This is a genomic window from Streptomyces sp. JLBG701, assembly GCF_058544905.1.
On sequence record NZ_CM178588.1, the window covers coordinates 3,617,045 to 3,640,241 of the forward strand.

20 protein-coding genes and 2 pseudogenes are annotated in these 23,197 nt (G+C 71.8%); 10 read left to right on the forward strand and 12 right to left on the reverse strand.

What is annotated here, in order from left to right; all coding sequences use genetic code 11:
* Window positions 1-89 precede the first annotated feature (89 nt).
* From AC5DRG_RS16475 to AC5DRG_RS16500, 6 genes and pseudogenes are all read left to right on the forward strand, one after another.
* On the forward strand, window positions 90-443 hold the full coding sequence (locus tag AC5DRG_RS16475) for a CU044_2847 family protein (protein WP_491811257.1): 354 nt from the start codon (window positions 90-92) through the stop codon (window positions 441-443).
* Entirely contained in the window at window positions 440-2,152 is a 1,713-nt protein-coding gene (locus AC5DRG_RS16480) for a VMAP-C domain-containing protein (protein WP_491811258.1), read from the forward strand. Before AC5DRG_RS16475 ends, AC5DRG_RS16480 begins: the two co-directional genes overlap by 4 nt.
* A gap of 49 nt (window positions 2,153-2,201) precedes the next feature.
* Window positions 2,202-3,254, forward strand: coding sequence for an AAA family ATPase (locus tag AC5DRG_RS16485; protein ID WP_491811259.1), 1,053 nt, complete (start codon window positions 2,202-2,204; stop codon window positions 3,252-3,254).
* Window positions 3,244-7,950, forward strand: coding sequence for an SAV_2336 N-terminal domain-related protein (locus tag AC5DRG_RS16490; RefSeq protein WP_491811260.1), 4,707 nt, complete (start codon window positions 3,244-3,246; stop codon window positions 7,948-7,950). The genes AC5DRG_RS16485 and AC5DRG_RS16490 overlap by 11 nt, the downstream gene beginning before the upstream one ends.
* A 191-nt stretch (window positions 7,951-8,141) precedes the next feature.
* The gene (locus AC5DRG_RS16495; protein WP_491811261.1) at window positions 8,142-9,179 is read left to right on the forward strand and encodes a rod shape-determining protein; all 1,038 of its coding nucleotides are present in this window, start codon (window positions 8,142-8,144) and stop codon (window positions 9,177-9,179) included.
* Between the two features lie 42 nt (window positions 9,180-9,221).
* A pseudogene (locus tag AC5DRG_RS16500) lies at window positions 9,222-9,456 on the forward strand (histidine kinase); the annotation flags it as partial.
* A gap of 11 nt (window positions 9,457-9,467) precedes the next feature.
* Here the strand turns inward: AC5DRG_RS16500 and AC5DRG_RS16505 are convergent.
* The 4 genes from AC5DRG_RS16505 to AC5DRG_RS16520 form a co-directional block, all read right to left on the reverse strand.
* On the reverse strand, window positions 9,468-10,796 hold the full coding sequence (locus AC5DRG_RS16505; RefSeq protein WP_491811262.1) for a hypothetical protein: 1,329 nt from the start codon (window positions 10,794-10,796) through the stop codon (window positions 9,468-9,470).
* Between the two features lie 92 nt (window positions 10,797-10,888).
* Entirely contained in the window at window positions 10,889-12,136 is a 1,248-nt protein-coding gene (locus tag AC5DRG_RS16510) for a sensor histidine kinase (protein WP_491811263.1), read from the reverse strand.
* Window positions 12,126-12,803 (reverse strand): response regulator transcription factor, encoded by a 678-nt coding sequence (locus AC5DRG_RS16515; RefSeq protein WP_491811264.1) that lies wholly within the window; start codon window positions 12,801-12,803, stop codon window positions 12,126-12,128. The genes AC5DRG_RS16510 and AC5DRG_RS16515 overlap by 11 nt, the downstream gene beginning before the upstream one ends.
* Window positions 12,804-12,858: 55 nt before the next feature.
* Window positions 12,859-13,329 (reverse strand): DUF5990 family protein, encoded by a 471-nt coding sequence (locus tag AC5DRG_RS16520; protein WP_491811265.1) that lies wholly within the window; start codon window positions 13,327-13,329, stop codon window positions 12,859-12,861.
* Window positions 13,330-13,463: 134 nt separating this feature from the next.
* Here AC5DRG_RS16520 and AC5DRG_RS16525 point away from each other — a divergent pair, with 134 nt between their 5' ends.
* Complete coding sequence (locus tag AC5DRG_RS16525) at window positions 13,464-14,198, forward strand: ANTAR domain-containing response regulator (protein ID WP_491811266.1); 735 nt, start codon at window positions 13,464-13,466, stop codon at window positions 14,196-14,198.
* 267 nt (window positions 14,199-14,465) lie between these two features.
* On the opposite strand, the pseudogene AC5DRG_RS16530 reads toward AC5DRG_RS16525, so the two are convergent.
* Both AC5DRG_RS16530 and AC5DRG_RS16535 read right to left on the reverse strand, forming a co-directional pair.
* Window positions 14,466-15,352: pseudogene (locus tag AC5DRG_RS16530) on the reverse strand (phospholipase effector Tle1 domain-containing protein).
* Between the two features lie 55 nt (window positions 15,353-15,407).
* The gene (locus tag AC5DRG_RS16535) at window positions 15,408-16,310 is read right to left on the reverse strand and encodes a DUF6424 family protein (RefSeq protein ID WP_491811267.1); all 903 of its coding nucleotides are present in this window, start codon (window positions 16,308-16,310) and stop codon (window positions 15,408-15,410) included.
* A gap of 149 nt (window positions 16,311-16,459) precedes the next feature.
* On the opposite strand from AC5DRG_RS16535, the gene AC5DRG_RS16540 reads away from it, so the two are divergent.
* Window positions 16,460-17,308, forward strand: a complete 849-nt coding sequence (locus AC5DRG_RS16540) for a DUF1932 domain-containing protein (protein WP_491811268.1) — start codon at window positions 16,460-16,462, stop codon at window positions 17,306-17,308.
* Between the two features lie 88 nt (window positions 17,309-17,396).
* Complete coding sequence (locus AC5DRG_RS16545; protein ID WP_491811269.1) at window positions 17,397-18,233, forward strand: SAM-dependent methyltransferase; 837 nt, start codon at window positions 17,397-17,399, stop codon at window positions 18,231-18,233.
* On the opposite strand, the gene AC5DRG_RS16550 is transcribed toward AC5DRG_RS16545, so the two are convergent.
* The 4 genes from AC5DRG_RS16550 to AC5DRG_RS16565 are packed head-to-tail and all read right to left on the reverse strand — an operon-like array spanning window position 18,161 to window position 20,464.
* On the reverse strand, window positions 18,161-18,664 hold the full coding sequence (locus AC5DRG_RS16550; protein ID WP_491811270.1) for a CBS domain-containing protein: 504 nt from the start codon (window positions 18,662-18,664) through the stop codon (window positions 18,161-18,163). The genes AC5DRG_RS16545 and AC5DRG_RS16550 overlap by 73 nt on opposite strands.
* Before the next feature lie 21 nt (window positions 18,665-18,685).
* Complete coding sequence (locus AC5DRG_RS16555; RefSeq protein ID WP_491811271.1) at window positions 18,686-18,931, reverse strand: MoaD/ThiS family protein; 246 nt, start codon at window positions 18,929-18,931, stop codon at window positions 18,686-18,688.
* 25 nt (window positions 18,932-18,956) lie between these two features.
* On the reverse strand, window positions 18,957-19,970 hold the full coding sequence (gene moaA / locus AC5DRG_RS16560; protein WP_491811272.1) for a GTP 3',8-cyclase MoaA: 1,014 nt from the start codon (window positions 19,968-19,970) through the stop codon (window positions 18,957-18,959).
* Window positions 19,970-20,464, reverse strand: a complete 495-nt coding sequence (locus AC5DRG_RS16565) for a molybdenum cofactor biosynthesis protein MoaE (RefSeq protein WP_491811273.1) — start codon at window positions 20,462-20,464, stop codon at window positions 19,970-19,972. The genes moaA and AC5DRG_RS16565 overlap by 1 nt, the downstream gene beginning before the upstream one ends.
* A 252-nt stretch (window positions 20,465-20,716) precedes the next feature.
* Here AC5DRG_RS16565 and AC5DRG_RS16570 point away from each other — a divergent pair, with 252 nt between their 5' ends.
* Window positions 20,717-21,676: a helix-turn-helix domain-containing protein gene (locus AC5DRG_RS16570; protein ID WP_491811274.1), complete on the forward strand. Its 960-nt coding sequence runs from the start codon at window positions 20,717-20,719 to the stop codon at window positions 21,674-21,676.
* A gap of 197 nt (window positions 21,677-21,873) precedes the next feature.
* Here the strand turns inward: AC5DRG_RS16570 and AC5DRG_RS16575 are convergent, their stop codons facing one another.
* Both AC5DRG_RS16575 and fdxA read right to left on the reverse strand, forming a co-directional pair.
* Complete coding sequence (locus tag AC5DRG_RS16575; protein ID WP_491811275.1) at window positions 21,874-22,881, reverse strand: NAD(P)/FAD-dependent oxidoreductase; 1,008 nt, start codon at window positions 22,879-22,881, stop codon at window positions 21,874-21,876.
* Window positions 22,871-23,197, reverse strand: coding sequence for a ferredoxin (gene fdxA / locus AC5DRG_RS16580; RefSeq protein ID WP_491811276.1), 327 nt, complete (start codon window positions 23,195-23,197; stop codon window positions 22,871-22,873). The genes AC5DRG_RS16575 and fdxA overlap by 11 nt, the downstream gene beginning before the upstream one ends.

Consider the following 23,197-nt stretch of genomic DNA (forward strand, 5'->3'; position numbering starts at 1 on the left):
GTTCATGCTCCGGGCGCGGAAACCGGGACAGTCCCAAGCACCGTCCGTAACAATGGGTATGGGCTGGAGTCACTACGACGGGGGACGTCATGGATGGCCTGGTGGAGTTCAAGACGGGTGACGGTGCCGTGATCGCGGTGGAGGCCGTCGACGAGGGGCCCGGGTCCCGGCTCGTCTCGCGCGGCGACGGCACGGTTCAGGCCACGCGAACCTTCGAGGGCGCCCTGGACGGGGTGCGCGCGGCGGCGGAGTCCGCGCTCCAGGTGTTCCGGAGCGGCTCGCTCAGGCCGGACGGGATCGAGATCGAGTTCGGGGTGAAGATGTCCGCCGAAGCGGGCGCGTTCATCGCCAAGGGCACGGCCGAGGGGCACCTCGTGGTCAAGCTGACCTGGTCTCCGTCCTCGGCGGCCCCGACCGCCCCGGAGGCCGGCAGCACCTCATGAACAGCGCCGAGTGGCAGGCCCGTATCGAATACGGGGGCAGGGTGGTCGGGACCGGCTTCCTGGTGACCCCGCGCAAGGTCGTGACCTGCGCCCATGTCATCCGGGACAACGACCGGGTCACCGTGACCTTCACGGAGCACGCCGGCTCGCCCTCCGTCACCGCCCGGGTCGCCGCCCACGGCGGCTGGGCCGGTCATGTCACCGCCTCGGGTGACCTGGCCGTCCTGGAACTGGACGAGGAGGTCGCGATCACCCCGGCCGCGCTGGCACCCGCCGACGCCGCGTACGGCGAACCGCCCCGCAAGCTCGTCGTGCACGGGTTCCCGTCCGGATACCTCGACGAGGGCGTCTTCGCCGAATGCCGCACCACGAGCCGCCGGTTGCTCAAGGGAGAGTGGGTCCAGCTGGAGGCGTGGACGGTCGGCGGCCAGCCGCTGGCCGCCGGGTTCAGCGGCGCGGCGGTCACCCTGGCCGACACCGGCGAGGTCGTCGGCATGGTCACGGCGGCGAGCGGCGACCGCGATGTGCGCAACGGGCGGATGATGCCCACCCACGTCATGGCCCGGTACTGGCAGGACCTGGAGGGGATGATCCCCACGCGGGACCACCCGGCCGCCGACCGGACACGGCTGCGCGGGCTGGTCGAGCGAGCGGTACGGGCGGGCGTGGACTGCGATCCCGTACGGCTGTACTCGGCGGCGGCCGGTTCGTACGATCCGCCGACTCCGCCGGAGGGGTTCGACTCGCTGTGGTCGGCCGCGTTGTTCGTGCTGTGCGACATCTCCGGGCCGGAGGCCGCGGACACGGTGACGCGGTTCGCCGACCGTCTGGAGGCCCTGCTCACCGCCCCCGCGGGCCGGGCGGCGGCCGAGCCCGAGTGGGCGCCCATTCTCGTCGAGCTCGGGCACAGTGGCGCGGGTGCGGACATGGTCCGCGTCGAGGTGTCGGCGTACAGCGCGGGCCGTCGTCATCCGGTCGGCTCGGGCACGGTCCCGCGCGAAAGGCTGCGCGCGTTCGTCCAGGACCGGATAGAGGAGGCCTTCCCTCATCTGACGCCCGGCGGCGACGAGTTGATCGCCTTCTCGCTGCCTCGCGACTGGCTCGACTGGCCGGTCGACCGCTGGGGGATCGCCCCCGACGACGACACGCCCCTGGGCTGCGTGTATCCCGTCGTCGTCACCGACCACGCACGCCGCAAGGCCGGCACCCGCCATCTCCTGACCCGTGCCTGGAACCGGCTCGACTCCAGCGCCGGCGCGCGTGTGCACCGCGTCGAGTGCGGTGGCTCCGAGGATCCCAGGAAGCTGCGGCTGACGCTGCGGCGGTCCGACGCCTGCCTCGCGGGTTTCGCCGCCGCGCCGCGCGCCACCCGCACCCGCCCGCACTTCGAGATGTCGCTCACCGCACCCGCCCCGGTGATCGTGTGGTCGCGCGGCGGCTGCGAAGGCGTGCGAGAAGGGGAAGGGGTGGGCTGCGCGGGCGTGGACGGCTGCACAGGCAAGGCGTTCCTCGACGAGCTCGACGCGTACGTCTCGGACGTCGCCCCCGCCCAACTCCCGCGCCGCATCCTGGCGTTGCGCGAGGAGGCCGACGCGGAGGACCCGGACGGCCACTGGGCGCGTGAGATCCAGCTGCTGTGGGACGACCCGCGCTGCTTCACCGACCCGCACTACGACACCGCCGCCCACGTCAGATCACCCGTGGCATGACCCGACGCCGAACGCCCACCGACCCAGGACACGGAACCGGAGACCGCACATGCCGCACTGGTCCGTCTACACCGGGAACCGCGAACCCCACGACGGCATCGCCGAGTTGCCGGCCCCGCCGCCGTGGCGGGCGTTCGACGGCTCGCCCCTGGTGCCGTCGCCGGGCGACGCCGACGACGACGCCGCCGTCTCCCCGGACCGCGTGCACCGCGCCGAGACGTATGTGGCCACGCCGGAAAGCGTGCAGCTCGTCAACGCCGCGCTCTGTCTGCGCCGCCCGCTGCTGGTCACCGGGCCGCCCGGCACCGGCAAGTCGTCCCTGGCGTACGCGGTGGCGCGCGAGCTGCGCCTCGGCCCCGTGCTGCGCTGGAACATCACCAGCCGCAGCGCCCTCTCCGACGGCCTCTACCAGTACGACCCGCTGTCCCGCCTGTACGCGGCCCGGCAGGCCGCCCGTCGCGAGGAGCGGGCCGGCGAGCAGCCCGGCGGCCACCGTCCGGAGGCGGGCGGCGGTGTGGAGGACCACCTGCGCCTCGGCCCGCTGGGCACGGCACTCCTCCCCTACGACCGTCCCCGCGCCCTGCTCGTGGACGAGATCGACAAGAGCGACCTCGACCTTCCCAACGACCTGCTGAACATCCTGGAAGAGGGCCAGTACGAGATCCCGGAGCTGGTCCGCGCCGCCCGCGACGCGCCGGATGCCACCGCCAAGGTCCTCGCCGACGGCACGGACAGCCCGGTGACCGTCGAGCGTGGCCGGATCCGGTGCCGGGCCTTTCCGTTCGTCGTCCTGACCAGCAACGGCGAACGGGAGTTTCCCCCTGCCTTCCTTCGCCGCTGTGTCCGCCTGAAGCTGCGCCGCCCCGACCGCGCCCAGCTCACGGAGATCGTCCGCGCCCACCTCGGCACCCCCGACGACCAGGCCCTGCCCCTCATCACCCGCTTCCTGGAACGCGCCGGCAGCGGCGAACTCGCCACCGACCAACTCCTCAACGCCATCTACCTCACCGGCATCGCCGGCCTGGACGCCGCCTCCCGCGACGAACTGGCGGAACAACTGATGCCCTACCTCAGCGCTTCGGCGGACGGCGATGGCTTCTGACCCGGAGGGCCCGCGGGGCGGCGAGCCGAAAGCGGGGGCGGCAGGCCGCGATGCGCCGTCCCCGGTAGCCCGCCTCGCCGCGGTTCTGGCCGCCGCCGCGGGAGCCGACGCGTCGCCGGACGCCGGGCCTACCTCGCGCGAACTCGCCGAACTTCTTTGGTTGGCTGGGCAGTTGGGGCCTCCGGGGCAAAAGGACCCCGATACCGGCGACGCTCCCCTGTCCCCGGCCGCCGCCATCGACGTAGAACCGCAGCCCCCTCCCTCCCCACCCGCTCCGGAGCCCGAGACCGATCCCGATCCGTCCGATGACGACGGCCGTGTCCCCCTGCACCTGCCCTCGCCACCGGCCGCCCCGGCGGACGACCACCAGGGCGACCGGGGTGGCGGCGGTGCCCCTCTGCTCGCCCCCGCGCCCGCGATGCTCCTCCACCCGCTCGCCCTGCAACGCGCCCTGCGCCCGCTCAAGCGGCGGGTGCCGTCGGCGACCGGCCGGGTCCTGGACGAGCGGGCGACCGTCGACCGGATCGCCCGGCTCGGCGCGCACCCCTCCGTCTGGCTCCCCGTACTGCGCCCGGCCCGCGACCGCTGGCTGCGCCTCGACCTCGTGTACGACGCCGGGCCCACGATGCCCGTATGGCGGCCCCTGGTCCGCGAACTGCACACCGTGCTCGCCCAGTCGGGCATCTTCCGCACGGTCGCCCTGCACCGGGCCGGCCCCGACGGCCGGGTCCGCCACCTCCCCGCCCCCGCCGACGGCCGCAGCGTCACGCTGATCGTCAGCGACTGCATGGGCCCGCAGTGGCGCCCGGGCCCGGCGGGCGAGCGCTGGTACCGGACCCTGCGGCACTGGGCGGCCCACATGCCGCTGGCCGTCGTACAGCCACTGCCCGAACACCTCTGGCACACCACGGCCCTGCCCGCCGAGCCCGGCCTGTTCACGACCCCGGCCGCCGCGGCCCCCACGACCGCGCTCGCCTTCACCCCGTACGACCCGGACACCCCGCCGCCGCCCCCGGCCGCGGTCCCCCTCCCCGTCCTCGAACCGGGTCCGGCGTGGCTTGCGAACTGGGCCGCGTTGCTCGCCGCGCCCGGCGGAGGCCGGCTGCCGGGTGCGGCGGCCTGGCTGACACCAACGCCCGTCCCGCCCCCCGAACCGGCCCCGGACATCGCCTCGTTGGCGCCGGAGGACCTGGTCCTGCGCTTCCGCGCGACCGCGTCCCCGGAGGCGTTCCGCCTCGCCGGGCACCTGGCACTCGCCGTCCCGTCCCTGCCGGTGATGCGCCTCGTCCAACGCGTCCTGGAACCCCACCCGCGCCCCCAGCACCTGGCCGAGATCATCCTCAGCGGCATGCTCACGACCGTCCCCGGGCCGCCTGGCTCCTACGGCTTCCGGGGTGGCGTACGGGAGTTGCTGCTGCGGTCACTGCCGCGTTCGGCGCGGGGGCGGACCCGTGAACTCCTGGTGCGGATCGGCAAGTTGATCGACGACCGGGCCGGGCTCACGGCCGGGGAGTTCCAGGCGGAGACGCGGGGGCGGGGGGATGCGGCGCAGGCGTTCGCGACGGTGAGCGAGGAGACCGTAGAGCGGCTGGGTGGTGGGGGTGAGGAACGGTCGGAGCTGATCGGGGGGCGGTATCGGCTGGTCGGACCTCGGGGGCCGGGGCGGCGGATGTGGGAGGCGGTGGACGAGGAGACTGAGCGGCCCGTGGTGGTGCATCTGTATCCGGAGCAGGCTGCGGTGCAGGAGCGGTTTCTGCGCGAGGCGGGTGTGCTGGCCGAGGTCAGGGATCCGCATGTGGTGCCTGTGCTGGACTTCGGGTTCGAGGGCGAAACTCCCTATCTGGTCTCGGAGTTCGTGCACGGCGTGACACTGGCGGAACTGTTGCAGGGCAGCGGTCCGGGGGTCTCCCTCCGGATGTTCGCGCGGCTGGCGTGTCAGGGCGTGGCGGGCCTTGAGGCCCTGCACTCACGTGGTCTGGTACGCGGCCAGGCCGGCGGGGTAGGGCTGTTGCTACGGCCTGACGGCACCGTCCTGATCAGCCGGTTCGCGCTGGGCGATGAGTCCAGGGGCAGGGACGCGTCGACGGATCTCAACGACTTCGGGCTGCTGCTCAAGGAGTTGGCGCGGCGCATCACGACAGCTCCGCCGCCGTACCAAGAAGCGCTCACGCTGATCGATCACCACCCCGAGGCGGCCCGGTACGCGGCCATGCAGTTCGCCGGGGCCGACATCGCGAGCCACATCACCTTCCGACTGCTCGGCCCGCTGCGCATCTGGCACCGGGACAAGCCCCTGCCCGACCTCTCCCCCGCGAGCAAAGCCCTGCTGAGCATGCTGCTCCTCAGGAACGGACGGCGTGTGACCTTCACCGAGCTGATGCGGGGCATCTGGGAAGACCCGGCCCCGGAACGCCGGGCGATCGCCCACATCCACGAACTCGCCTCGGAGCTCGGCGACTTCCTGGGCCCCGGCACCCTCGCCGCCCTCCCCGACGGGTACGCGCTGCACACCGCCGACGCGTACGTCGATGTGGTCGAGTGCGAGGAACTCGCCAGTGGCCACGCCCCTGGCCTGGACCCCGCCGCTCGCCGCAACCGGGTCGAGACCGCCCTGAACCTCTGGCGCGGCGTCCCCCTTGACGACATTCCAGGCCCCGCCGCCAAAGCCGCCCGCGTCGACCTCCGCACCCTCCGACTCACCGTCCGTGCCACCCGATCGGAACTCGACCTGGAACTCGGCGACTTCGGACGTGCCGCAGCCGACCTCTCCGCCCTCCTCCGAGAGCACCCGGATCACGCGGAGTTCCGTCGCCTGCACATGCTGGCGCTGAAGGGCCTGGGCAACATCACCGCGGCCATCGAGTCGTACGAGGCCTACGAGGAGCGCTGCCGGAGGCAGCGCAGCGACCCGAACCCGACCCTCCTGGAGCTCTACCGCGAGCTGCGCGCCGCGCCGGAGCGGGACCGGTCCACGATCGTCTTCGAGGCGGACGGCCTGAGCGAGCAGCCGGAGGCCCGCTTCACCCTCCGCAGAGAGGTGACCAGGCTCCTGACACGCGGGGATCTGGCCGCCGACCAGTACGAGATACTCACCCGCGACAACGGCTTCGCCATCGTCACCGAACCCGATGCCGACGTGCTGCCTGTGCTGGTCGCGGTGCTCCGGGGTTTCCGTACCGCCCTCGCCGGTCTGGACGACCCGCCCCGGTTCCGGGTGACGTTCTGGCACACGCCGTGGTTCGCCGATGCGGACCATCCCGTCGAGCAGCCCGAGGCGCGCGCGGCCCTGGATCGTACGCCCGGGGACATCCTGGTGGTCGTCTCCCCCGCCGTGTACGAGAGGTTCGCGAACAGCTCCGCCTTCGACGACAGCACGGCCCGCTTCCAGGCGCTGCGCGCGAGCTCCTCAGGCAGCGCGCCCGTCGTCTGGTACTGCCCCCTGTACCTGTCGACGCCGCCGCAGCAGCCGGAGCCGGAGGATCGTGACCTGGTGCGCGGCCCCTTCACCACCAACAACGTCGCCGGGCTCACCGCCCCGGACGCCGGCACGGCCATCGTGCACACCCAGACGGACGGCCCGTTGACCCTCCTCAACCCCGCCCGGCCGTACGGCAAACGGCCGCCGAGGCTGACGACGTACTACGAAGTGGACGTCACCACCCACCAGGCCTCCCACGAGGTGTCCCTGCCGAGTTCCCGGGGCCGCGCCTTCGTCTCCTCGGTCGACCTCGCCTGGCACGTCGACGATCCGGTCGCCTTCGTCCGCTCCGAGGTCACCCGCGTGTCCGAGGTACTGCTCGACCACCTCCTCAAGGAGGCGGCCCGCATCACCCACCGCTACCCGCTTGCGCGCGGAGGCGCCGCCCAGCGCGCCGTGCGCGACGGACTGCGTTCGTGGCCGGTGCCGGGGCTTTCGGTGAGCTGCTCGGTAAGGCTGACGCCGGTAGACCCGCCGCCCGCACCGCAGCGGACCGCGGCCCCCGGGCCCCGGCCCCTCCGCGACCTCCTCGCCGGTGCCGAAACCGTCCTGGTCGGCTTCGACGGCCCCCTGACCACGCTGTTCTCCGCACAGAAGGCACGCGAGGCCGCCCTCGAACTCCTCTCCCTCGTGGCCGAACACCGCGACCCCGAGGACGCGTTGGCGGGCCGCCCCCTCACGGGTGCGGACGGCGACCCGACCGCCGGGCAGAGCGAGTTGGTACACCCGCTGGCCGTCCTGCGCGCGTTCGCCCACAGCCCCCTCGGGCCCCTGCTGCGCAGCCGCCTCGACCAACTCGAACTGCAGGCCGCCCGCATCGCCCACTCACCCCGCCACGCCACCGCCCTCATCCACGCCCTGCACGACTCCGGCCGCCGCGTGTCCGTCGTGACGGACGTCTCCGAGCCGGCCGCCGAACGCTATCTGGACCCTCTCCGCCTCCCACTGGCGTCCGTCCACGGCCGCGGGGACGACCTCGCGCGCCTCATGCCCCACCCCGACTGCCTCCTCCGCGCCCTGCGCTCCCCCGGCCTCCCCGCCCCCACAGGTGCAGTGATCGCGTCCTCGGTCGCCGAGATGACCGCCGCCCGGCAGCTCGGCCTGCGCTTCATCGGCTACGCGAGTGCGCCGACCGCCAACCGCCTTCTCCGCGAGGCCGGCTGCGACGTGACCGTCTCTTCCCTGGAACCCGTCCTCAACGCCGCCCGCTCCCTCTGACCCACCCTCACCCCCACCCCCAACGCCACCTTTAACTCATCTTTACAACATAGATAAGCCGCAAATACCCCCGTTCAGCCGCACCCCACCCGGCCCCCCACAAAGGGCGCCCGCTCCCCCACCCCCGCACGATGCGAGTGAGGCCCGCCACCCGGCGGCAGCCACGGTCTGCGCTCTCGGGAGGATCTGCCATGACCGACAGTCTGGAGCAGTTGCGCCGCTGCCATTTCGCCGTCGATCTGGGGGCGGCCCGTACCCGCGTGTACGTGAAGGGGGCCGGACTCGTCGTCGACCAGCCGTCCGTCGCCGCCGTGAACACGAAGACGGGTGCGCTGATCGCGGTCGGCGAGTTCGCCGAGAAGATGACGGGGCGTACGCCCCACTACATCCGCGTCGTGCGGCCCGTCTCCGGCGGCACCGTCGTCGACATCGAGATGGCGCAGCGCATGCTGCGGCACCTGCTCGGCGACAAGATCCGCCGCACCCTTCGCCGCAAGCCCCGGCTGCGTGCCGCCGCCTGCACCCCGCACGACGCCGATCCGCTGGCCCAGCGGGCGACGATCGAGACGCTCGTCGGGCTCGGCGCCCGCCGCGTCGAGCTCGTCGACACGCTCATCGCCGCCGCGGTCGGCTGCGGGCTGCCCGTCGAGCAGCCCGAGGCCACCATGGTGCTGGTCTGCGGCGCCGCCGCCACCCAGGTCGCGGTCCTCTCCCTGGGCTCCATCGTGACCGCCGAGCGCATCCCCGTCGGCGGCGAGGCCGTCGACCACGCGATCGTGCAGCACCTGCGCCACCAGCACGAGCTGATGCTGCCGAGTCAGTCCGTACGACCCCTGCAGCTCGCCCTCTCCGGCAACGGGCTCACCCCGCACGGCCCCACCTCCACCGAGATCCACGGCCGGGACGTGGCCACCGGCCTCGCCCGCAGTGTGCAGGTCGACACCGCCGCCGTACGCGAGGCGATCCAGACCCCGCTGACGGCCGTCCTCGACGGCATCGGCAAGGTGCTCCGGGCCTGCCCGCCCGACCTGGTGGCCGACCTCGCCGACCGCGGGATCATGATGGTCGGCGGGAGCGCACTCCTCCCCGGGCTCGACCAGATGCTGCGGCACGCGACGGGCATGCCGGCGCACATCGCGGAACGGCCCGACGTGTGTGCCGTACAGGGGCTGGGTTACATGCTGGAGGGCAAGATCGAGCCGCTGGTCCTGGACCCGCTGGCCTCCTGAGCCGGCCCAAGCCCCCGGCCGTGACCGACGCCCCCCTTCCCCCAGGAGGTCCGCACGGCGATCTTCGCCCTCCAGCAACTCCCCGCCGACGCCCCAACCACCTTCCGCGGCAAGGTACTTCGCGAGACCGCCGACGCCGCGGCCCTGCTCGGCTTCCAGCCGTCCGCCCAGTTCACGGGCCCGGTCGACCACCGCATCCCCGACCGCACGGCCGCCCACCTCCTCACCGCCCCTGCGCCGCGCCCTCGCCACCGCCTCCCGGCAGTCGCCCCTGACCTGAACAGCCACTCACCTCAACTCGGCAATGTCCGCGCCCAGTTGCGGCACCAGCCGCGTCACCGCCGCCGTGTCCTTCCCGTCCGCCGCCTCGCGCGCCTGCTTCAAGTCGGCCGCGACGGCATCGGACTTGTCGCCGGTCTCCCCCAGCCGCTGCCACACCAGCTCCAGACCGGTCACGTCCCCGGCCACCGACCCCGTGTCACCGGCCTCCGCGTCGATCCCCAACTGCCCTGTCCACAGCTCCAGTCGGTCGAGATCGACCGTCCGGAGAGGCTCGTAGCGCAGCCGCAGGTCCGTGACGTTCTGCGCGACCCGCAGCGCCGCCGAACGGTCCTCGGGGGCCTTGCGGAGAGCATTCACGTCACGGGTCATCTGCCGCTCCAGCAGATCCGGTACGGCGTCGGAGGCGCGGTACGCCTCCCAGGCGTCCCGTACCGCGGCGACCGTGGCGGCGGTGGGGTTCTCGTGGGCCGCAGCGGTCACCCGGTCGAGCGCGGCCAGCCGTTCCGGCACCGCCCCCTGCTTCGCGTCCGTCGGCACCGCAAGCGACACCGCCTCCAGGTCGGCGCCCTCGGATGTGGAGAACTCCCCGTACCCCGGGGCGAAGACCTTGTCCTCGGTGCTGCCGTCCATGTGCAGCTCGCGCACGGTCATCGCGCCCTCGATCCGGCCGTAGGGCCCGTCGACGGTCTGGTCCACCGCCTTCACCGTGACCTCCTCGAAGACGACCCCGGGCAGGTTCTCGGTGCGGTAGACGTCGCCCTTCGCGGGATCCGCGGGCATGATCATCGCGCCGGGTGCCTTGTCCTTCCCCGCTTCGCCCTTTCCCGCCTGCCAGGTTCCCTCGGTGTCGGCGACGACCCCGTCCTCGTAGTTGAAGACGTCCTCGCCGAGGTACCAGACGGAGCCGTCGTCGGCCTGCGCGTACCAGTCGAGGGCGACCTCGTTGACGCGTCCGTCGGAGAAGGCGACGTACTGCGAGGTCAGGGCGTGGATGGTGCGGCCGTCCCAGGTGATGGTCTTGGTGCCGGGCAGCGTGGTGACCTCGGTGCGGAAGGGCTTGCCGTCCACCTGGCCGCCGTAGATCGTCTGGTCGAGCTCGGCGGTGGGGTGGAGGCGGTTGGTGATCCGCGTCGGGTCGGTGAAGTCGGGTGCGGTGAGGTCGACGCGGGCGCTTTCGGGGGCGAGGGACAGACAGTCCGCGCCCGTCCTGCCCTCCTCGTCGACGACGTGTACGCAGTCGCTCCCCTTGGCCCCCGAGTTCTCGGCGTTCCCGGAGCAGGCGCCGGCCAGCAGGGCTGCGGCTCCTAGCGCGGGCAACAGGATCTTGTGCCTCATGACGACCTCCCGAGCTGATGCTCAGAGCCTCGCGCACCCCCGCTGAACAGAGGCTGAACCGACCTGAACGCGCCGTCAGGTCTCCGCCGCCCCTATCCCTCCCCCGCCGGCAGCGTCACCGTGAACCGCGCCCCGCCCAGGCCCTCCGCCACCCCCACCGTCACCGTCCCCCGGTGCGCCGCCGTCACCTCCGCGACGATCGCGAGGCCCAGCCCCGCCCCGCCCGCGCCTCGGGAACGGGACTCGTCCAGCCGTACGAAACGGTCGAAGACCCGGCTCCGGTCGGCGGCCGGGATGCCCGGACCGTCGTCCTCGACGATCAGCCGTACACGCCCGTCGCCGCCGTCGGCCAGCGTGAAAGCGACCCGCGAGCGCGCGTGCCGGGCGGCGTTATCGCCGAGGTTGCGCACCAGGCGCCGTAGCGCGTCCTCGTCGCCGGTCACGCGGGCCGCGCCGACACCTGTGCTGTCGACGCGCGCAGAGGAGGAGGACTTCAGCCTTCGCACCTCCTCCAGGACAAGGTCGTCGAGGTCCACCGGCCGTCGCGCGGCCCGGGGTGGCGCGTTCTCGTCGGCGCGGGCCAGGAGCAGCAGGTCGTCGACGAGGCGTTGCATGCGTACGGCCTCTTCGAGCACCGTGCCCGCCAGGGTGCCGGTGTCGGCGCGTTCGGGGTGGGCGAGGGCGACCTCGGCGTGTTGGCGGACGGTGGCGACGGGTGAGCGCAGTTCGTGCGAGGCGTCGGAGACGAAGCGGCGCTGGGCCGCCTCGGCGCGGGCGACGCGGCGAAGGGCCCGGCCGACGGCGGCCCAGGTCGCGGCGGCCGCGAGGAGCAGGAGTACCGGCAGGCCGATGAGGAGGAGGCGGGTGACGGTCTTCGTCGCCTCGGTGACGCCGGAGGGTGCCCGGCCGTCGAGGACGATCAGCTCCCGGTCCCCCTCCCGCGCGCCGACCGCGACGACCAGGAAGGCGTCCTCGTCGAGCGGGGTGTCGACGGACGTGGTCCCGCCGGGCGACAGGCTCGCCAGCGCGGGCAGGCCCTCGACGTTGCCGCTGGACGCGATCACATCTCCGGCGGCGGTGACGACCTGGAGGAACTCCTCGTCGGGGTCGGCCACGGTCGGCGCGGGCACCCCGCGCCCCGCCTCGATCACCTGGGCCACCTCGCCCGCTCGGGTGCGGGCCGCGTCGCGTACGTCGTTGCTGAGCTCGACCCGCAGCCCGAGCACGAGCGCGGCACTGCCCGCGATGAGGGCGATCGCCACGGCCAGGACGGCGATGAGCGTGGCGCGGACGCGCACCGCCCGCAGCCGGTCACCCGCTCTCAGCCGCTCACCCGTCATCGGGCACCAGCCGATACCCGTGCCCCCGCACCGTCGTGAGCGACTGTCTGCCGAAGGGCCGGTCGACCTTGTTCCGCAGCCGCCGTACGTACACCTCGACGATGTTCGGGTCGCCCTCGAAGTCGTCGCCCCACACATGGTCGAGGATGGTCCGCTTGGAGACCGCCTCGTCGGCCCGCCTCAGCAGGAACTCCAGAACCGCCAACTCCCTTGCCGTGACCTCGACTTCGCGGCCAGCTCGGGTGACGGTCCGGGTCGCCGGGTCGAGCCTGAGGTCCCCGGCCGCGAGCACGGCGGGCCGCTCCCTCGCGTCGCGCCGCAGCAACGCCCGTAGATGCGCGAGGAGTACGCCGTAGGAGACGGGCTTGACGAGATAGTCGTCGGCGCCGGTGTCGAGGCCCTCGATCTCGTCCCACTCGCCGTCCTTCGCGGTGAGCATGAGGATCGGCGTCCAGTCGCCCGCGCCGCGCAGTTCGCGGCAGACGCGGTAGCCGTTGAGTTTGGGCAGCATCAGGTCGAGGACGATCGCGTCGTAGGTGTTCTCGCGGGCCAGCCACAGGCCGTCCACGCCGTCGGGCGCCACGTCGACGGCGAAGCCCTCGGCCTCCAGCCCGTCCCTGAGCCCGGCCGCGAACCGCTCCTCGTCCTCGACGACCAGCACGCGCATGCCCTCACGCTACGCACGCCGCCCGCAGGTCGCGAGGTAGCGGCGGAGCCGCACGCTATTCCGCGGCGGTCCAGGCGATGACCGGGGGCTCCACCCGCGCGCACAGCGGGCCACCGCACGGGTCGGTCAGACCGAGGCGGCCGACCAGCAGGCCCGTGCGTGCGGCGGCGTCCAGGATCTCGGCGGGCAGGACGTCGAGCATGAGCTTGGCGCGGCGGAACATGCTGAAGACGCCGGACTCGTCGACCGTGCCCCACGACAGGTAGATGAACCGGCGGCCCAGCCGGTTCTGCACATAAGGACCGCTGACTTCCGTGCCGCCCGCGCCTTCCGGTGAGGCGACCACGGTGCATTCCAGGGTCCAGGTCGCGGACGCGGCGTCGCCGGGCTGCGGTTCGAGGAGTTCGGCCGGACGGTCCCGCCGCTGTACGGCGACATGGATGTTGCCGTACACCGGGACGCCGGCGCCGGCGGGCGCGGGGCAGGTGCGGCCGGGCAGGTCGACGGCGTCGATACGGATGCGCATACGAGCCATCATCCCCTCAGTGCCGGCGCCGGTGTGTAGGCCGGGGTCGAGGGGGCAGGCGCATCGAAGGGATCGACTTCACACAATTCACACACAACGTCGTGACGACTGTCGGCAATCGACAAGGCGGGGACATGACCTCAGCGACGACCTCAGGGGCGACCTCAGGGACGCGACAACCTCTCTCCAGGCGGCTGGCTCTCACGGGGCGGCTGAACCCGTTGGTCATCGGCGGCCGGCTGGAGTCGGGACGAGCGGTGCTCTCACCTCGCGGCGAGCTCGTCCACGGCTGCGCGGACACCCTGTCCGAGGCTCTGACCCTGCTGCCGGCCACCACCCGGCGGGTGGACCTGCACATGACCGGCGTGGTCTTCATGGACACGGCCGGGCTGCAGTTCCTGGACCTCCTCGGCGACTACGGCCGACAGCACCGGGTCCCCGTCACGGCCACCCACTGGAACGGCCAGCCGCGCCGGATCCTGGAACTCGCGGGACTCGACACCACGGATCCGCTGCACTCCACGGCCCACCAGCGAGACCCGGCGCCCGGACGGAGGCCTCCTCCGCTCCCCTCGGCGGTGGCCCTGGAGCGCGCCGAGCAGCTGAACCTCTTACGCCAGGAGATCGAACAGCTGCGCAGGGCGATCGCCTCCCGCCCGGTCATCGACCAGGCACGCGGCATCCTCATGGCCACCCACGCCTGCACGTCCCGCCAGGCCTGGGACATCCTGCGGGAGACCTCCCAGCGCTCCAACACCAAGCTGCACACCGTGGCCGCGGCGGTCACCGCGAGCACCTCGACCGACGGCCCCGCCTTCCCGGACGAGGTGCGCACAGCGCTGCGCGCGGTCCTGGCGCGCCACCGCTGAGCACATTCAGTAGGGCAGGATCCGCCCCGAGGGTGTCCTTCGGTCGATCGTGTCGTCACGCGGAGCGGCAGGCCGACGGACGACGCGAACTCGAATCTGACGGTTCATGACGCCCTCCTCGGGCCTGGGCCTGATGCATCCGATACGACCAGCCTGCTGGGTCCGAGGCTCGATCACATCGTGCCCACGGAGGCACTTGTCATGCCTCCGAGGCAGGAGTAAAGAGGCACGGGCTACTCCCCGGGGAGGACATCCGCCCCTAGGACGTCAGTCGCAGGCCGGCTTCAGCCAGTCGGGGTCCGCCCAGCGGCCGGGGGCGTCCGGGGCGGGCAGGTCCGGGCGGTACGTCGGGTCCTGTTCGTGCCGGAGTCCGACGCTCGCGTGGAACACCGCGTCGTCGGGCACGGCGCGCGACCGCCGGCCTACGAGGATCCACAGCGGGCCGTTGTCGTGGACGGGCGCGGAGGCGAAGTCCTCGTTCAGCGCGGTCGCTTCGGCGTAGGCGCCGGGCCGGAAGTCCAGGCCCTCGACCTCGCCCCTGCGCCCGCACACACCGTCGGTGATCCACTTCAGGGTGATCGTGGAGAGCAGCGGCGCGTGCTCCTCGTGGTCGAACGTCCCGCCGACATCGGAGTGCACGCCCGCGAACCACACCTCCTCCAGCGTGTCGCTGACCGGCTCCGGTCGCGGTGTGACGAGGAACTCCCGGTAGGGGCGCCGCTTTTCGTCGAGGGACACGGCGTGGCGGATGCGGGCGGCGTTGGGGAGTTGGCGGGTGTAGGGCCAGTGGAGGTTGCCGAGGCGGAGGATACCGGCCGCCTTCACGGTGTCCCAGAGGCCGAGGTAGGCGATGGGCAGGGCGTAGTGCGAGACGTGTTGCCGAGGTTCTCCGAGCCGGGGCGCATGAGTCCGGGCTTGTTCAGCATGCCGACGAGGGCGCGGGCCGTGTAGGCGCCCCGGCTGAACCCGAAGACGTACACCGAGTCCCCCGGCCGCCAGTGCCGCATCAGGTACGTGTAGGCCTCGACGAGGTTGGTCCTCAGCCCCGTACCGAACGCGAGTCCGCTCGTCCGGGAGATCCCGCGGCCGAGCGGGCCGCGTGCGGAGGCCACCGACATGGTCCCGTCGAGGCACATGACGATCTTGCGTGGCATGGTCACTCCTCCCCCCCCGGAACGCCGGTGTCTGAAAGGACCGGGGAGCCGGTGGCTAACCGGGGCGCCGGTTGCTTCTCCGCCGCGAGGCCGCGACGCGTCGCGCACCGCCGGTGACCAGCGGGCCTTCCGCGGTTTCCGCCCCGGGCGGGATCTGCTGCTCGAACGCCTTGAGAGCGATGTCGCTGTCCGCCGGGAGAACCGCCATCTCGCGCTTCCCCTGCGCCTCCGCCAGGGCGTCTCCCGCAGGCGTCCCGTGCCGGGCGTGGACGATGCGCAGTCGCCCGTCACCGGAGCCCCGCCGCCCCATCGGAACGACGCCGGCGTGCGTGCCGTCGGGCAGGGTCACCCACAGCTGGAAGTCGTCGACCTTGATGAATTCCGCACCCTTGATCGGCCAGGGGTAGTGATGCTCGCCTGCCGCCTTGGGCAGGATCCCCTGGTGATTCGCCTTGCTCAGCGGTACACACGCGTTGAAGAGGGAGTCGGTCCACGCGGCGACACCGGCCGCGTCCGTGATCGGGGTGCGCAGGAGGACAGCGGCACGCTTGTATCCCATGGCCTCCAGGGCCGGGAGCGTGAACGGGAAGGCGCCGACGAGATCGGCGGCCTCCCGCCGCAGCCGGTCGACCTTCGCGGGGTCGGCGCAGAACTGCATGCTCCACTCGATGCCGACCCGGGCCCGGTACATCCGCCAGCCACCCGCCGCCTTGACCCACAGGCTCCCGCCGTGGTGCATCTCCCACGGCCCGGTCCCGTACGGCAGGTCGGCCCCGGTCGTGGCCATCTCCAGGAGGATCTTCCGCGCCGTCGTCTTCGCCGCGCGGAAGTTCGCGGACTCGTCCCGCTTGGGATGCTTGACCAGTCGTATCTTCCAGGGATGGTTGCCCGAGAAGGTGCCGCCCTCCTCGATGACGGCTGGAGTCCCGCTCACTGTTCCAGATCGGGCACGGGCCATGGCGGCCTCCCTCTGCTGACCACGGCCCCGTGCGCCGCGTGCGTCTCCGAGCGCCGCTGTCTCCATCGTCCCGCGCCACCCCTACGACGTCGACTCCTGACGCCTGGCCGCCGCCATCCCCGACACCCCCGACTACACAAGGACCGCCCATGACGACAGTGACGCTCCTGCACCCCGGCGCCATGGGTGCCAAGGTCGGCGCCGAGGCACGCCGCACCGGGACGCGGGTGCTCCATGTCCCCGCCGGCCGCGGCCCCGCCAGTATCGAACGGGCCCGGGAAGCTGGCCTGGAGGCGGCCGAGTCGCTCGAATCCGCCCTGGCCGTCAGTGACCTGGTCCTGTCGATCTGCCCGCCCCACGCGGCGGAGGACGTCGCGTACGAAGTCCTCGGGCACGCCTTCCGCGGTATCTACGTGGACGCGAACGCCATCAGCCCCGAGCGCGCGCTTCGCATCGCCGCCGCCTGCCACGAACGCGGCATCGTCATGGTCGACGGCTCGATCATCGGCGCTCCCCCGGGAGCGAACAGCTCCCCCCGGCTCTACCTGAGCGGCGACGCGGAAGCTGCCGGCCGGGTCGCCTCACTGTTCAAGGGTACGGAGGTGCTCGCCAGGCAACTCGACGCCGGCGTCGGTGCCGCGTCGGCCCTGAAGATGTCCTTCGCCTCCTTCCAGAAGTCCGCCCGCGCTCTCGCCGCCGTCTCGCACGCACTCGCCACGAGCCACGGAGTAGGGGCCGAACTGGCCCTGGAGGCCGAGTCGTTCACCGCGAAGATCCTCGCCGAGGTGGACCACCTGCCCAGCGTCGCGGCCCGCGCCTGGCGCTGGGCCCCGGAGATGGAGGAGATCGCCGCCACCCTGCGCTCCACCGGCCTCCCACCCGACCTGGCGGAGGCCAGTGCCGCGGTCATGCGGCGCTGGACCCCCGACAAGGACCGCTTCGACCTCCCCCTGGAGGACGTACTGGCCCACCTCCACACACCCGACGATCGAGGCTGACGGCGGCGATCTCCAGAACAGCACCGTCCGCCGACTTCCTGACGTCATTGGAACGTCGGAGAAACACCTCCGTGGGAAGAATGCCGACGTGACGGAAGAACACAGCAGCCGCTTCGACGGCATGGCCCTGTACGACCTCCAGCACGTCCGCAACGCCCTGACTCCCCTGCTGAGCCGCCCCGGCCCCCTCACACCCGGCGATCTCGAACCGTACGACCAACTGCACTACCTCGGTCACCACGCTCTCGACCATGCCGCCGCGCGGCTGGGTGTCGTCCCCGGCGCGGCTGTCGTGGACATCGGCGCCGGGCTCGGCGGCCCGGCCCGCTATCTCGCCGAGCGGTACGAGTGCCACCTCACGGCCGTCGAACTCCAGCCGGACCTGCACCAGTTGAGCGAGGAACTCACCTCGCTGTGCGGGCTTTCGGAGCGCGTCCGGGCCGTCCGGGCCGATGCCCTGACCCTGGGCGGCGCGAGCTGGTCGCAGCGGTACGACCACCTGATCTCGCTCCTGGCGATCCTGCACATTCCGCGCCGGGACGAACTCTTCGGCGTCTGCCGACAGTTGCTCCGTCCCGGCGGCACCTTCTACATCGAGGACTTCTACACCCGTCGCCCCCTCACCGCCGAGGAACAGGCCGACCTCGCCGACCTCGTCGCCTGCCCCTACCTCCCGGACGAGGCCCGATACCGCGAGGACCTCGCACAGGCGGGCTTCACGGACGTGACGTGGACGGACGCCACCACCCTGTGGCTGCCCTGGGTACGTGACCGTGCCGACGCCTTCCGGCGCGGATACCAGGATCGGGTACGGCTGCACGGTGAGCCGCTCGCCGAGCGACTGATGCGGTTCTACGGCGCGGTGAGCGCACTGCTCGCGGGCGGCGGGGTCGGAGGGGTGCGGATCACGGGACGGCGGGAGTGAGGGGCGGTTTCCTCAGCGCGGGCGCGGATCCCTTCATTCGAGCAGAAGCCGCTGCCTGATCGCTTCAGGCACAGCAGCCCGAGCAGTCGACCGGAGTCGTCGACCACCGCCAGTCGACGTCGCGCCTCGAATTTCATCGCTGTCGTAGCGGCATCAAGTGGGTGCGATTCCCGCACCGTTCTGCCGACGAGAGTCCCGAACTCGGTGACGGCCGCGGAATTCGAGGCGGCTTGGGGAATATCCGGTCGCTCGATCGTCGTGATGAGCCGTCCGTCCGGATCGACGACCAGGGCCATGTGGACGTGATCGTCCCTGAAAAGAGCTCGGAGTTCGTCCGCACTGGAGAGCGGTCCCAGGGTCTTGGGACAGGTGACCATTACATCCGCAACTACGTCTGCAACGCGATTCCGCACAGTGGATTCATACGTCATGGATCTGCCCGTCACCAGTGATCATCCGCCGCTGATCGGTGGCAGCACCGCGATCTCGTCGCCGGCCTCGCATCGGGCGCCGCTCACCTCGTCGTAGAGCATCTCTCCGTTGAGCCACACCCGTGAGTTCGCCAGTACATGGGCGAACTCAGCGCCGTAGCGCCGGCGTGCCTCGTCGAGCACCTCACCGAGGGTGCTGCCGGGAAGGACGTCGCGCGCTCGGCCCGCCGCCTCCCGCGCGGCCGCGAACAGCAGCATTGTGGGCATGCGTCGATCTGCCTTTCGTTCCAGGTCAGCCACCGATGTAGGACATCTCCACCCGAGCGCCGCGCGAGGGTGTGCGGCGTCCGCGCAACTCCGAATAGCGGTCCTCCCGGGCACCCCAGAGTGCGCGGACGGCGGAGCGCAGTTCCCCGTCGGAGGCGCCCGCTCGCAGCAACGCCCGCAGGTCGGTCCCGCCCGAGGAGAACAGGCACGTGTGCACCTTCCCTTCGGCGGACAGGCGGGCTCGCGTGCAGTCCCCGCAGAACGGCCGCGTCACCGAGCCGATGACACCGATCTCCCCGGCGCCGTCCCGGAAGCGGTAGCGGGTGGCCACCTCGCCGGCGTCGGTCGCGCCGAGCGGTTCGAGCGGGTGACGGTCGTCGATCAGGCGCACGATCTCGGCGGCGGGCAGCACCTCACCGAGCTGCCACTCGTTCGTGGCCCCTACGTCCATGTATTCGATGAAGCGGAGGATGTGGCCGCTGCCCCGGAATCGCTCGACCATCGGCAGCACGCACCCGTCGTTGACTCCCCGCTTCACCACCATGTTCACCTTGACGGGCGTGAGGCCGGCGCGTGCGGCGGCGTCGATCCCGTCGAGGACCCGGCGCACCGGAACCGCCGTGTCGGCGAGTGCCCGGAACACGACGTCGTCGAGCGCGTCCAGGCTCACCGTCACCCGGCGCAGCCCGGCCTCGGCAAGGCGTTTCGCGAAGGCCGGCAGCAGCAGTCCGTTCGTCGTCATCGCGAGATCGAGCCCGGGTATCGCGGCGAGCAGCGCCACGAGGTCCACGACACCGCGACGCAGCAGCGGCTCGCCCCCGGTGAGCCTGATCTTGCGCGCCCCGAGGGAGGCGAACACCCGCGCCAGGCGCGCGATCTCGTCGAAGGTCAGCAGGTCGGCGGGTTCGAGGTAGTGGTGCCCCGGGCCGAAATGCTCACGCGGCATGCAGTACCGGCATCGGAGGTTGCACCGGTCGGTGATGGAGATCCGCAGGTCGCGGAGGTGGCGGTACCGGCGGTCGGCGATCGGAGTCGTCATCACGCCGCCGGTTCCGGGTTGCGGGCGGGGCACCAGCGGTGCGCCGCGGCGGTGACGTCGTCGATCCGGTTCCCGGTCGCCACCCAGCCGCTCGTACCGTCCCCACCGTGTTCGCGTTTCCACACCGGAACGGACTCCTTGAGGACGTCGATGCAGAAGCGGGCCGCGGTGAACGCCTCGCCGCGGTGGGGTGCCGAGACCACGACCAGGACGCTCGCCTCGGTGACCCGCACCGGCCCGATGCGGTGGAACAACGCCACGCGCCCGAGAGCGGGCCACCGGTCCCGGGCGGCGAGGGCGATCTGCCGAAGCCGTGGCTCGACGTGCCGGTCGAACGCCTCGTAGTCGATTCCGACGATCCCGGTATGGTGCCCCGCCAGGTCGTCGTTGTCGTCGCGCACCGTGCCGGTGAAAGTGACGACCGCGCCACAGTGCGGCACAGTCGCCCACTCGATCGCCTCGGCGACCGGGACACCGTCCCGAGTCAGGCCCACTCGGATGTCCTCGGCCGATTCCTCCGATTCCTCCGGACAGCGAATTCGATCATTCACGACGGCTATCACGATGCGTTCCCCTGGGTTATGGATTGGCAGGGCGTTCATCTTCACCGGCCTGGGTCGCCCGCACAGGACTCCGCGCGACAGGCTTTTGACCGGCGGCGACGGGAAAGCGCGGCTGAAGCGGGATTTTCCGGCTGTTTACATGGCGACAATGACCCGCCTATGGACGGGGCCGAGTATTCCGCCATGACAGCGGCGACACCGAACGAGACGAACACCAGCCGACATGAGGTCTGGCGGGACCTCCTCCGGGATCATTTCGTCAGCCTCGACGTGGACGTCGAACGGGACCGCGACACGTTCGACGGTGCCGTGCGCAGCGGCTTCCTCGGCCACCTCCGGGTGTCGGGAGTTCGCTCGGTGGACCAGGAGATCATCCGCACAGAGGAGTTGCTGCGGCGCGACCGCGAGCGCTACTTCCAGGTCTGTCTGGTCCGGCGTGGTGAGGCGCGTGCCGCTCAGGACGGGCACGAGGCGACGCTTCGCCCCGGTGACTTCGTCATCTACGAGACGGAACGCCCCTTCCAGTGGTGGCTTCGTTCGGATGTCACCTCCCCCTACTGGGACCTCGCCGTCTTCACCTGGCCACGCGACACGATCCGGCTGAGCGACAGCGAGTCGGCCTCGCTCACCTGCCGGGCTCTGGACGGCGGCAGCGGCATCACCGGAGTGTTGAGCAGGATGCTGACCGACCTGCTCGTCGCCACGCCGACCGTCAGCGAGGGTGGCGCCGTCCGGATCGCCGACGAGATCGGCGACCTGGTGGCGACCATCGCGACGGAGGCGCACGGTCTCGGCGTCGGCACCGACCGCCACGCGAGCCTGCTGCGACGGATCGACACCTACATCGCAGAGCATCTCGGTGATCCGGAACTGTCCCCGGAACGCATCGCGCAGGCGCACTTCGTGTCGACGCGCCAGCTCCAGCGGATGTTCGCCCACCGGGGACAGACGGTGTCCCAGGTGATCCGGCGTCAGCGGCTGGAGCGGTGCCGACGTGACCTGCTGACTCGCCGGGGTGGCGAAGCCACACTCACCGAGATCTGTCTCCGCTGGGGGTTCACCGATCTCGCCGTGTTCAGCCGGGCGTTCCGCGAGGCCTTCGGCACATCGCCCACCGCCTACCGCGCTCTGGCCCGGGCCTAAGCGCTCCGCTGGAAGTGCCGCGATGTGCCGTCGATCGTCTGCGGCGCCATCGTGGCTGGTCGCTCCCCCAAGTTCTCGGCTTCGCTCGAACCCGGGGGGGGACCCCCATCGCGGCGGAGCCGCATATCGATACAGCCCCGCGCCCCTTAAGGGCGCCGCCGAACCGCACCCGATTTAGCCAGGTCCACTTAGGGCTGTCACCCGCCATCGCTGGAGTGCCCCGGCGCCGTGCCCAGCGCGGGATCGACCAGGGGGGCGAGGTTGTTCACCGCGAGTGCGGCCTCGCCGAAGCCGACCGAGATCAGCGCGACCTTGCCGTCGTAGTCGGCGATGTCGCCCGCGGCGTACACGCGCGGTCGGCTCGTGCGCATGCTCCGGTCGGCCGCGATGTGCCGGCCCCGCATGTCGAGCCCCCACGTCGCGAGCGGGCCGAGGTTGGCGACGAAGCCGAGCGCGGCCACTACGGCGTCCGCCCGCAGGCTCTCGGTCGCACCGGTTCCGAGGTCGCGCAACTCCACGTGTTCGACGCGGTTCTCGCCGCTGATCCGGTGTACCTCGTGCGGGGTGTACAGCCGCACGGACGACGCGCGCAGCAGCCGGACGCTCTGTTCGTGCGCGCGGAACCGGGGCCGGCGGTGGACGAGCGAGACCGTGCGGGCGAGCGGTTCGAGCGTCAGCGCCCAGTCCACGGCGGAGTCCCCGCCGCCGACGACCACCACGTCGGCGCCCGTGAGTTCGGCCGGCTTCGGCACGAAGTAGCGCAGGCCGCGGTTCTCGTACTCGGAGCCCGCGGGCAGCGGGCGTGGTGTGAAACTGCCGATCCCGCCGGTGACCAGCACGGCTTTCGCCGTGACCACCGTGCCCCGGTGGGTGGTGACGGCGACGCCGCCCACCGCGTCCTCAAGGGTCCGCGCGGTGTGGCCGAGCAGATACCGGGGCTTGGCCCGCGACGCCTGCTCGACCAGGGCGTCGATGAGGTCCTGCGCCTTCACCGCGGGGAATCCGGCGACGTCGTAGACCTTCTTCTCGGGATACAGCGCCGCCATCTGGCCGCCGGGCTCGTCGAGAGCGTCGATGACCGTGACCGACATGCCGCGGAACCCGGCGTAGTAGGCCGCGTAGAGACCAACCGGCCCGGCGCCGACGATCAGCAGGTCGCTGCAGTGCGCGTCGCCGCCGGACCCGGTCTTGTGCTCAGCCCTCACCGGTGCCACGCCGTTCCCGCAGGATCGGGTGGTCGACACCGACCGGTCCGCGCGAGGACGCGCCACCGGCCGCGTCCTCGTGCTCTTCGAAGAACTCGACGGCGGCCGTGGTGAACGGGGTCAGTTCCACGGGGATCCTGTGTTCCCAGTGGATGGCGTCGCTCGGGCAGACGGTCATGCACTTTCCGCAGTCGACGCATTCGTCGGGGTGGATGTACATCATCCGGTCCCCCTGGTAGATGCAGTCCACCGGGCATTCCTCGACACAGGACTGGTCGAGGATGTCCGCGCAGGCGTCGGTCACGACGTAGGCCAT

What these genes read in the sequence shown, in the direction of transcription:
- AC5DRG_RS16475 (WP_491811257.1), top strand. Translation starts at nt 90, where the DNA reads ATGGATGGCCTGGTGGAGTTCAAGACGGGTGACGGTGCCGTGATCGCG.
- AC5DRG_RS16480 (WP_491811258.1), top strand. Translation starts at nt 440, where the DNA reads ATGAACAGCGCCGAGTGGCAGGCCCGTATCGAATACGGGGGCAGGGTG.
- AC5DRG_RS16485 (WP_491811259.1), top strand. Translation starts at nt 2,202, where the DNA reads ATGCCGCACTGGTCCGTCTACACCGGGAACCGCGAACCCCACGACGGC.
- AC5DRG_RS16490 (WP_491811260.1), top strand. Translation starts at nt 3,244, where the DNA reads ATGGCTTCTGACCCGGAGGGCCCGCGGGGCGGCGAGCCGAAAGCGGGG.
- AC5DRG_RS16495 (WP_491811261.1), top strand. Translation starts at nt 8,142, where the DNA reads ATGACCGACAGTCTGGAGCAGTTGCGCCGCTGCCATTTCGCCGTCGAT.
- AC5DRG_RS16505 (WP_491811262.1), bottom strand. Translation starts at nt 10,796, where the DNA reads ATGAGGCACAAGATCCTGTTGCCCGCGCTAGGAGCCGCAGCCCTGCTG.
- AC5DRG_RS16510 (WP_491811263.1), bottom strand. Translation starts at nt 12,136, where the DNA reads ATGACGGGTGAGCGGCTGAGAGCGGGTGACCGGCTGCGGGCGGTGCGC.
- AC5DRG_RS16515 (WP_491811264.1), bottom strand. Translation starts at nt 12,803, where the DNA reads ATGCGCGTGCTGGTCGTCGAGGACGAGGAGCGGTTCGCGGCCGGGCTC.
- AC5DRG_RS16520 (WP_491811265.1), bottom strand. Translation starts at nt 13,329, where the DNA reads ATGCGCATCCGTATCGACGCCGTCGACCTGCCCGGCCGCACCTGCCCC.
- AC5DRG_RS16525 (WP_491811266.1), top strand. Translation starts at nt 13,464, where the DNA reads ATGACCTCAGCGACGACCTCAGGGGCGACCTCAGGGACGCGACAACCT.
- AC5DRG_RS16535 (WP_491811267.1), bottom strand. Translation starts at nt 16,310, where the DNA reads ATGGCCCGTGCCCGATCTGGAACAGTGAGCGGGACTCCAGCCGTCATC.
- AC5DRG_RS16540 (WP_491811268.1), top strand. Translation starts at nt 16,460, where the DNA reads ATGACGACAGTGACGCTCCTGCACCCCGGCGCCATGGGTGCCAAGGTC.
- AC5DRG_RS16550 (WP_491811270.1), bottom strand. Translation starts at nt 18,664, where the DNA reads ATGACGTATGAATCCACTGTGCGGAATCGCGTTGCAGACGTAGTTGCG.
- AC5DRG_RS16555 (WP_491811271.1), bottom strand. Translation starts at nt 18,931, where the DNA reads ATGCCCACAATGCTGCTGTTCGCGGCCGCGCGGGAGGCGGCGGGCCGA.
- moaA (WP_491811272.1), bottom strand. Translation starts at nt 19,970, where the DNA reads ATGACGACTCCGATCGCCGACCGCCGGTACCGCCACCTCCGCGACCTG.
- AC5DRG_RS16570 (WP_491811274.1), top strand. Translation starts at nt 20,717, where the DNA reads ATGACAGCGGCGACACCGAACGAGACGAACACCAGCCGACATGAGGTC.
- fdxA (WP_491811276.1), bottom strand. Translation starts at nt 23,197, where the DNA reads ATGGCCTACGTCGTGACCGACGCCTGCGCGGACATCCTCGACCAGTCC.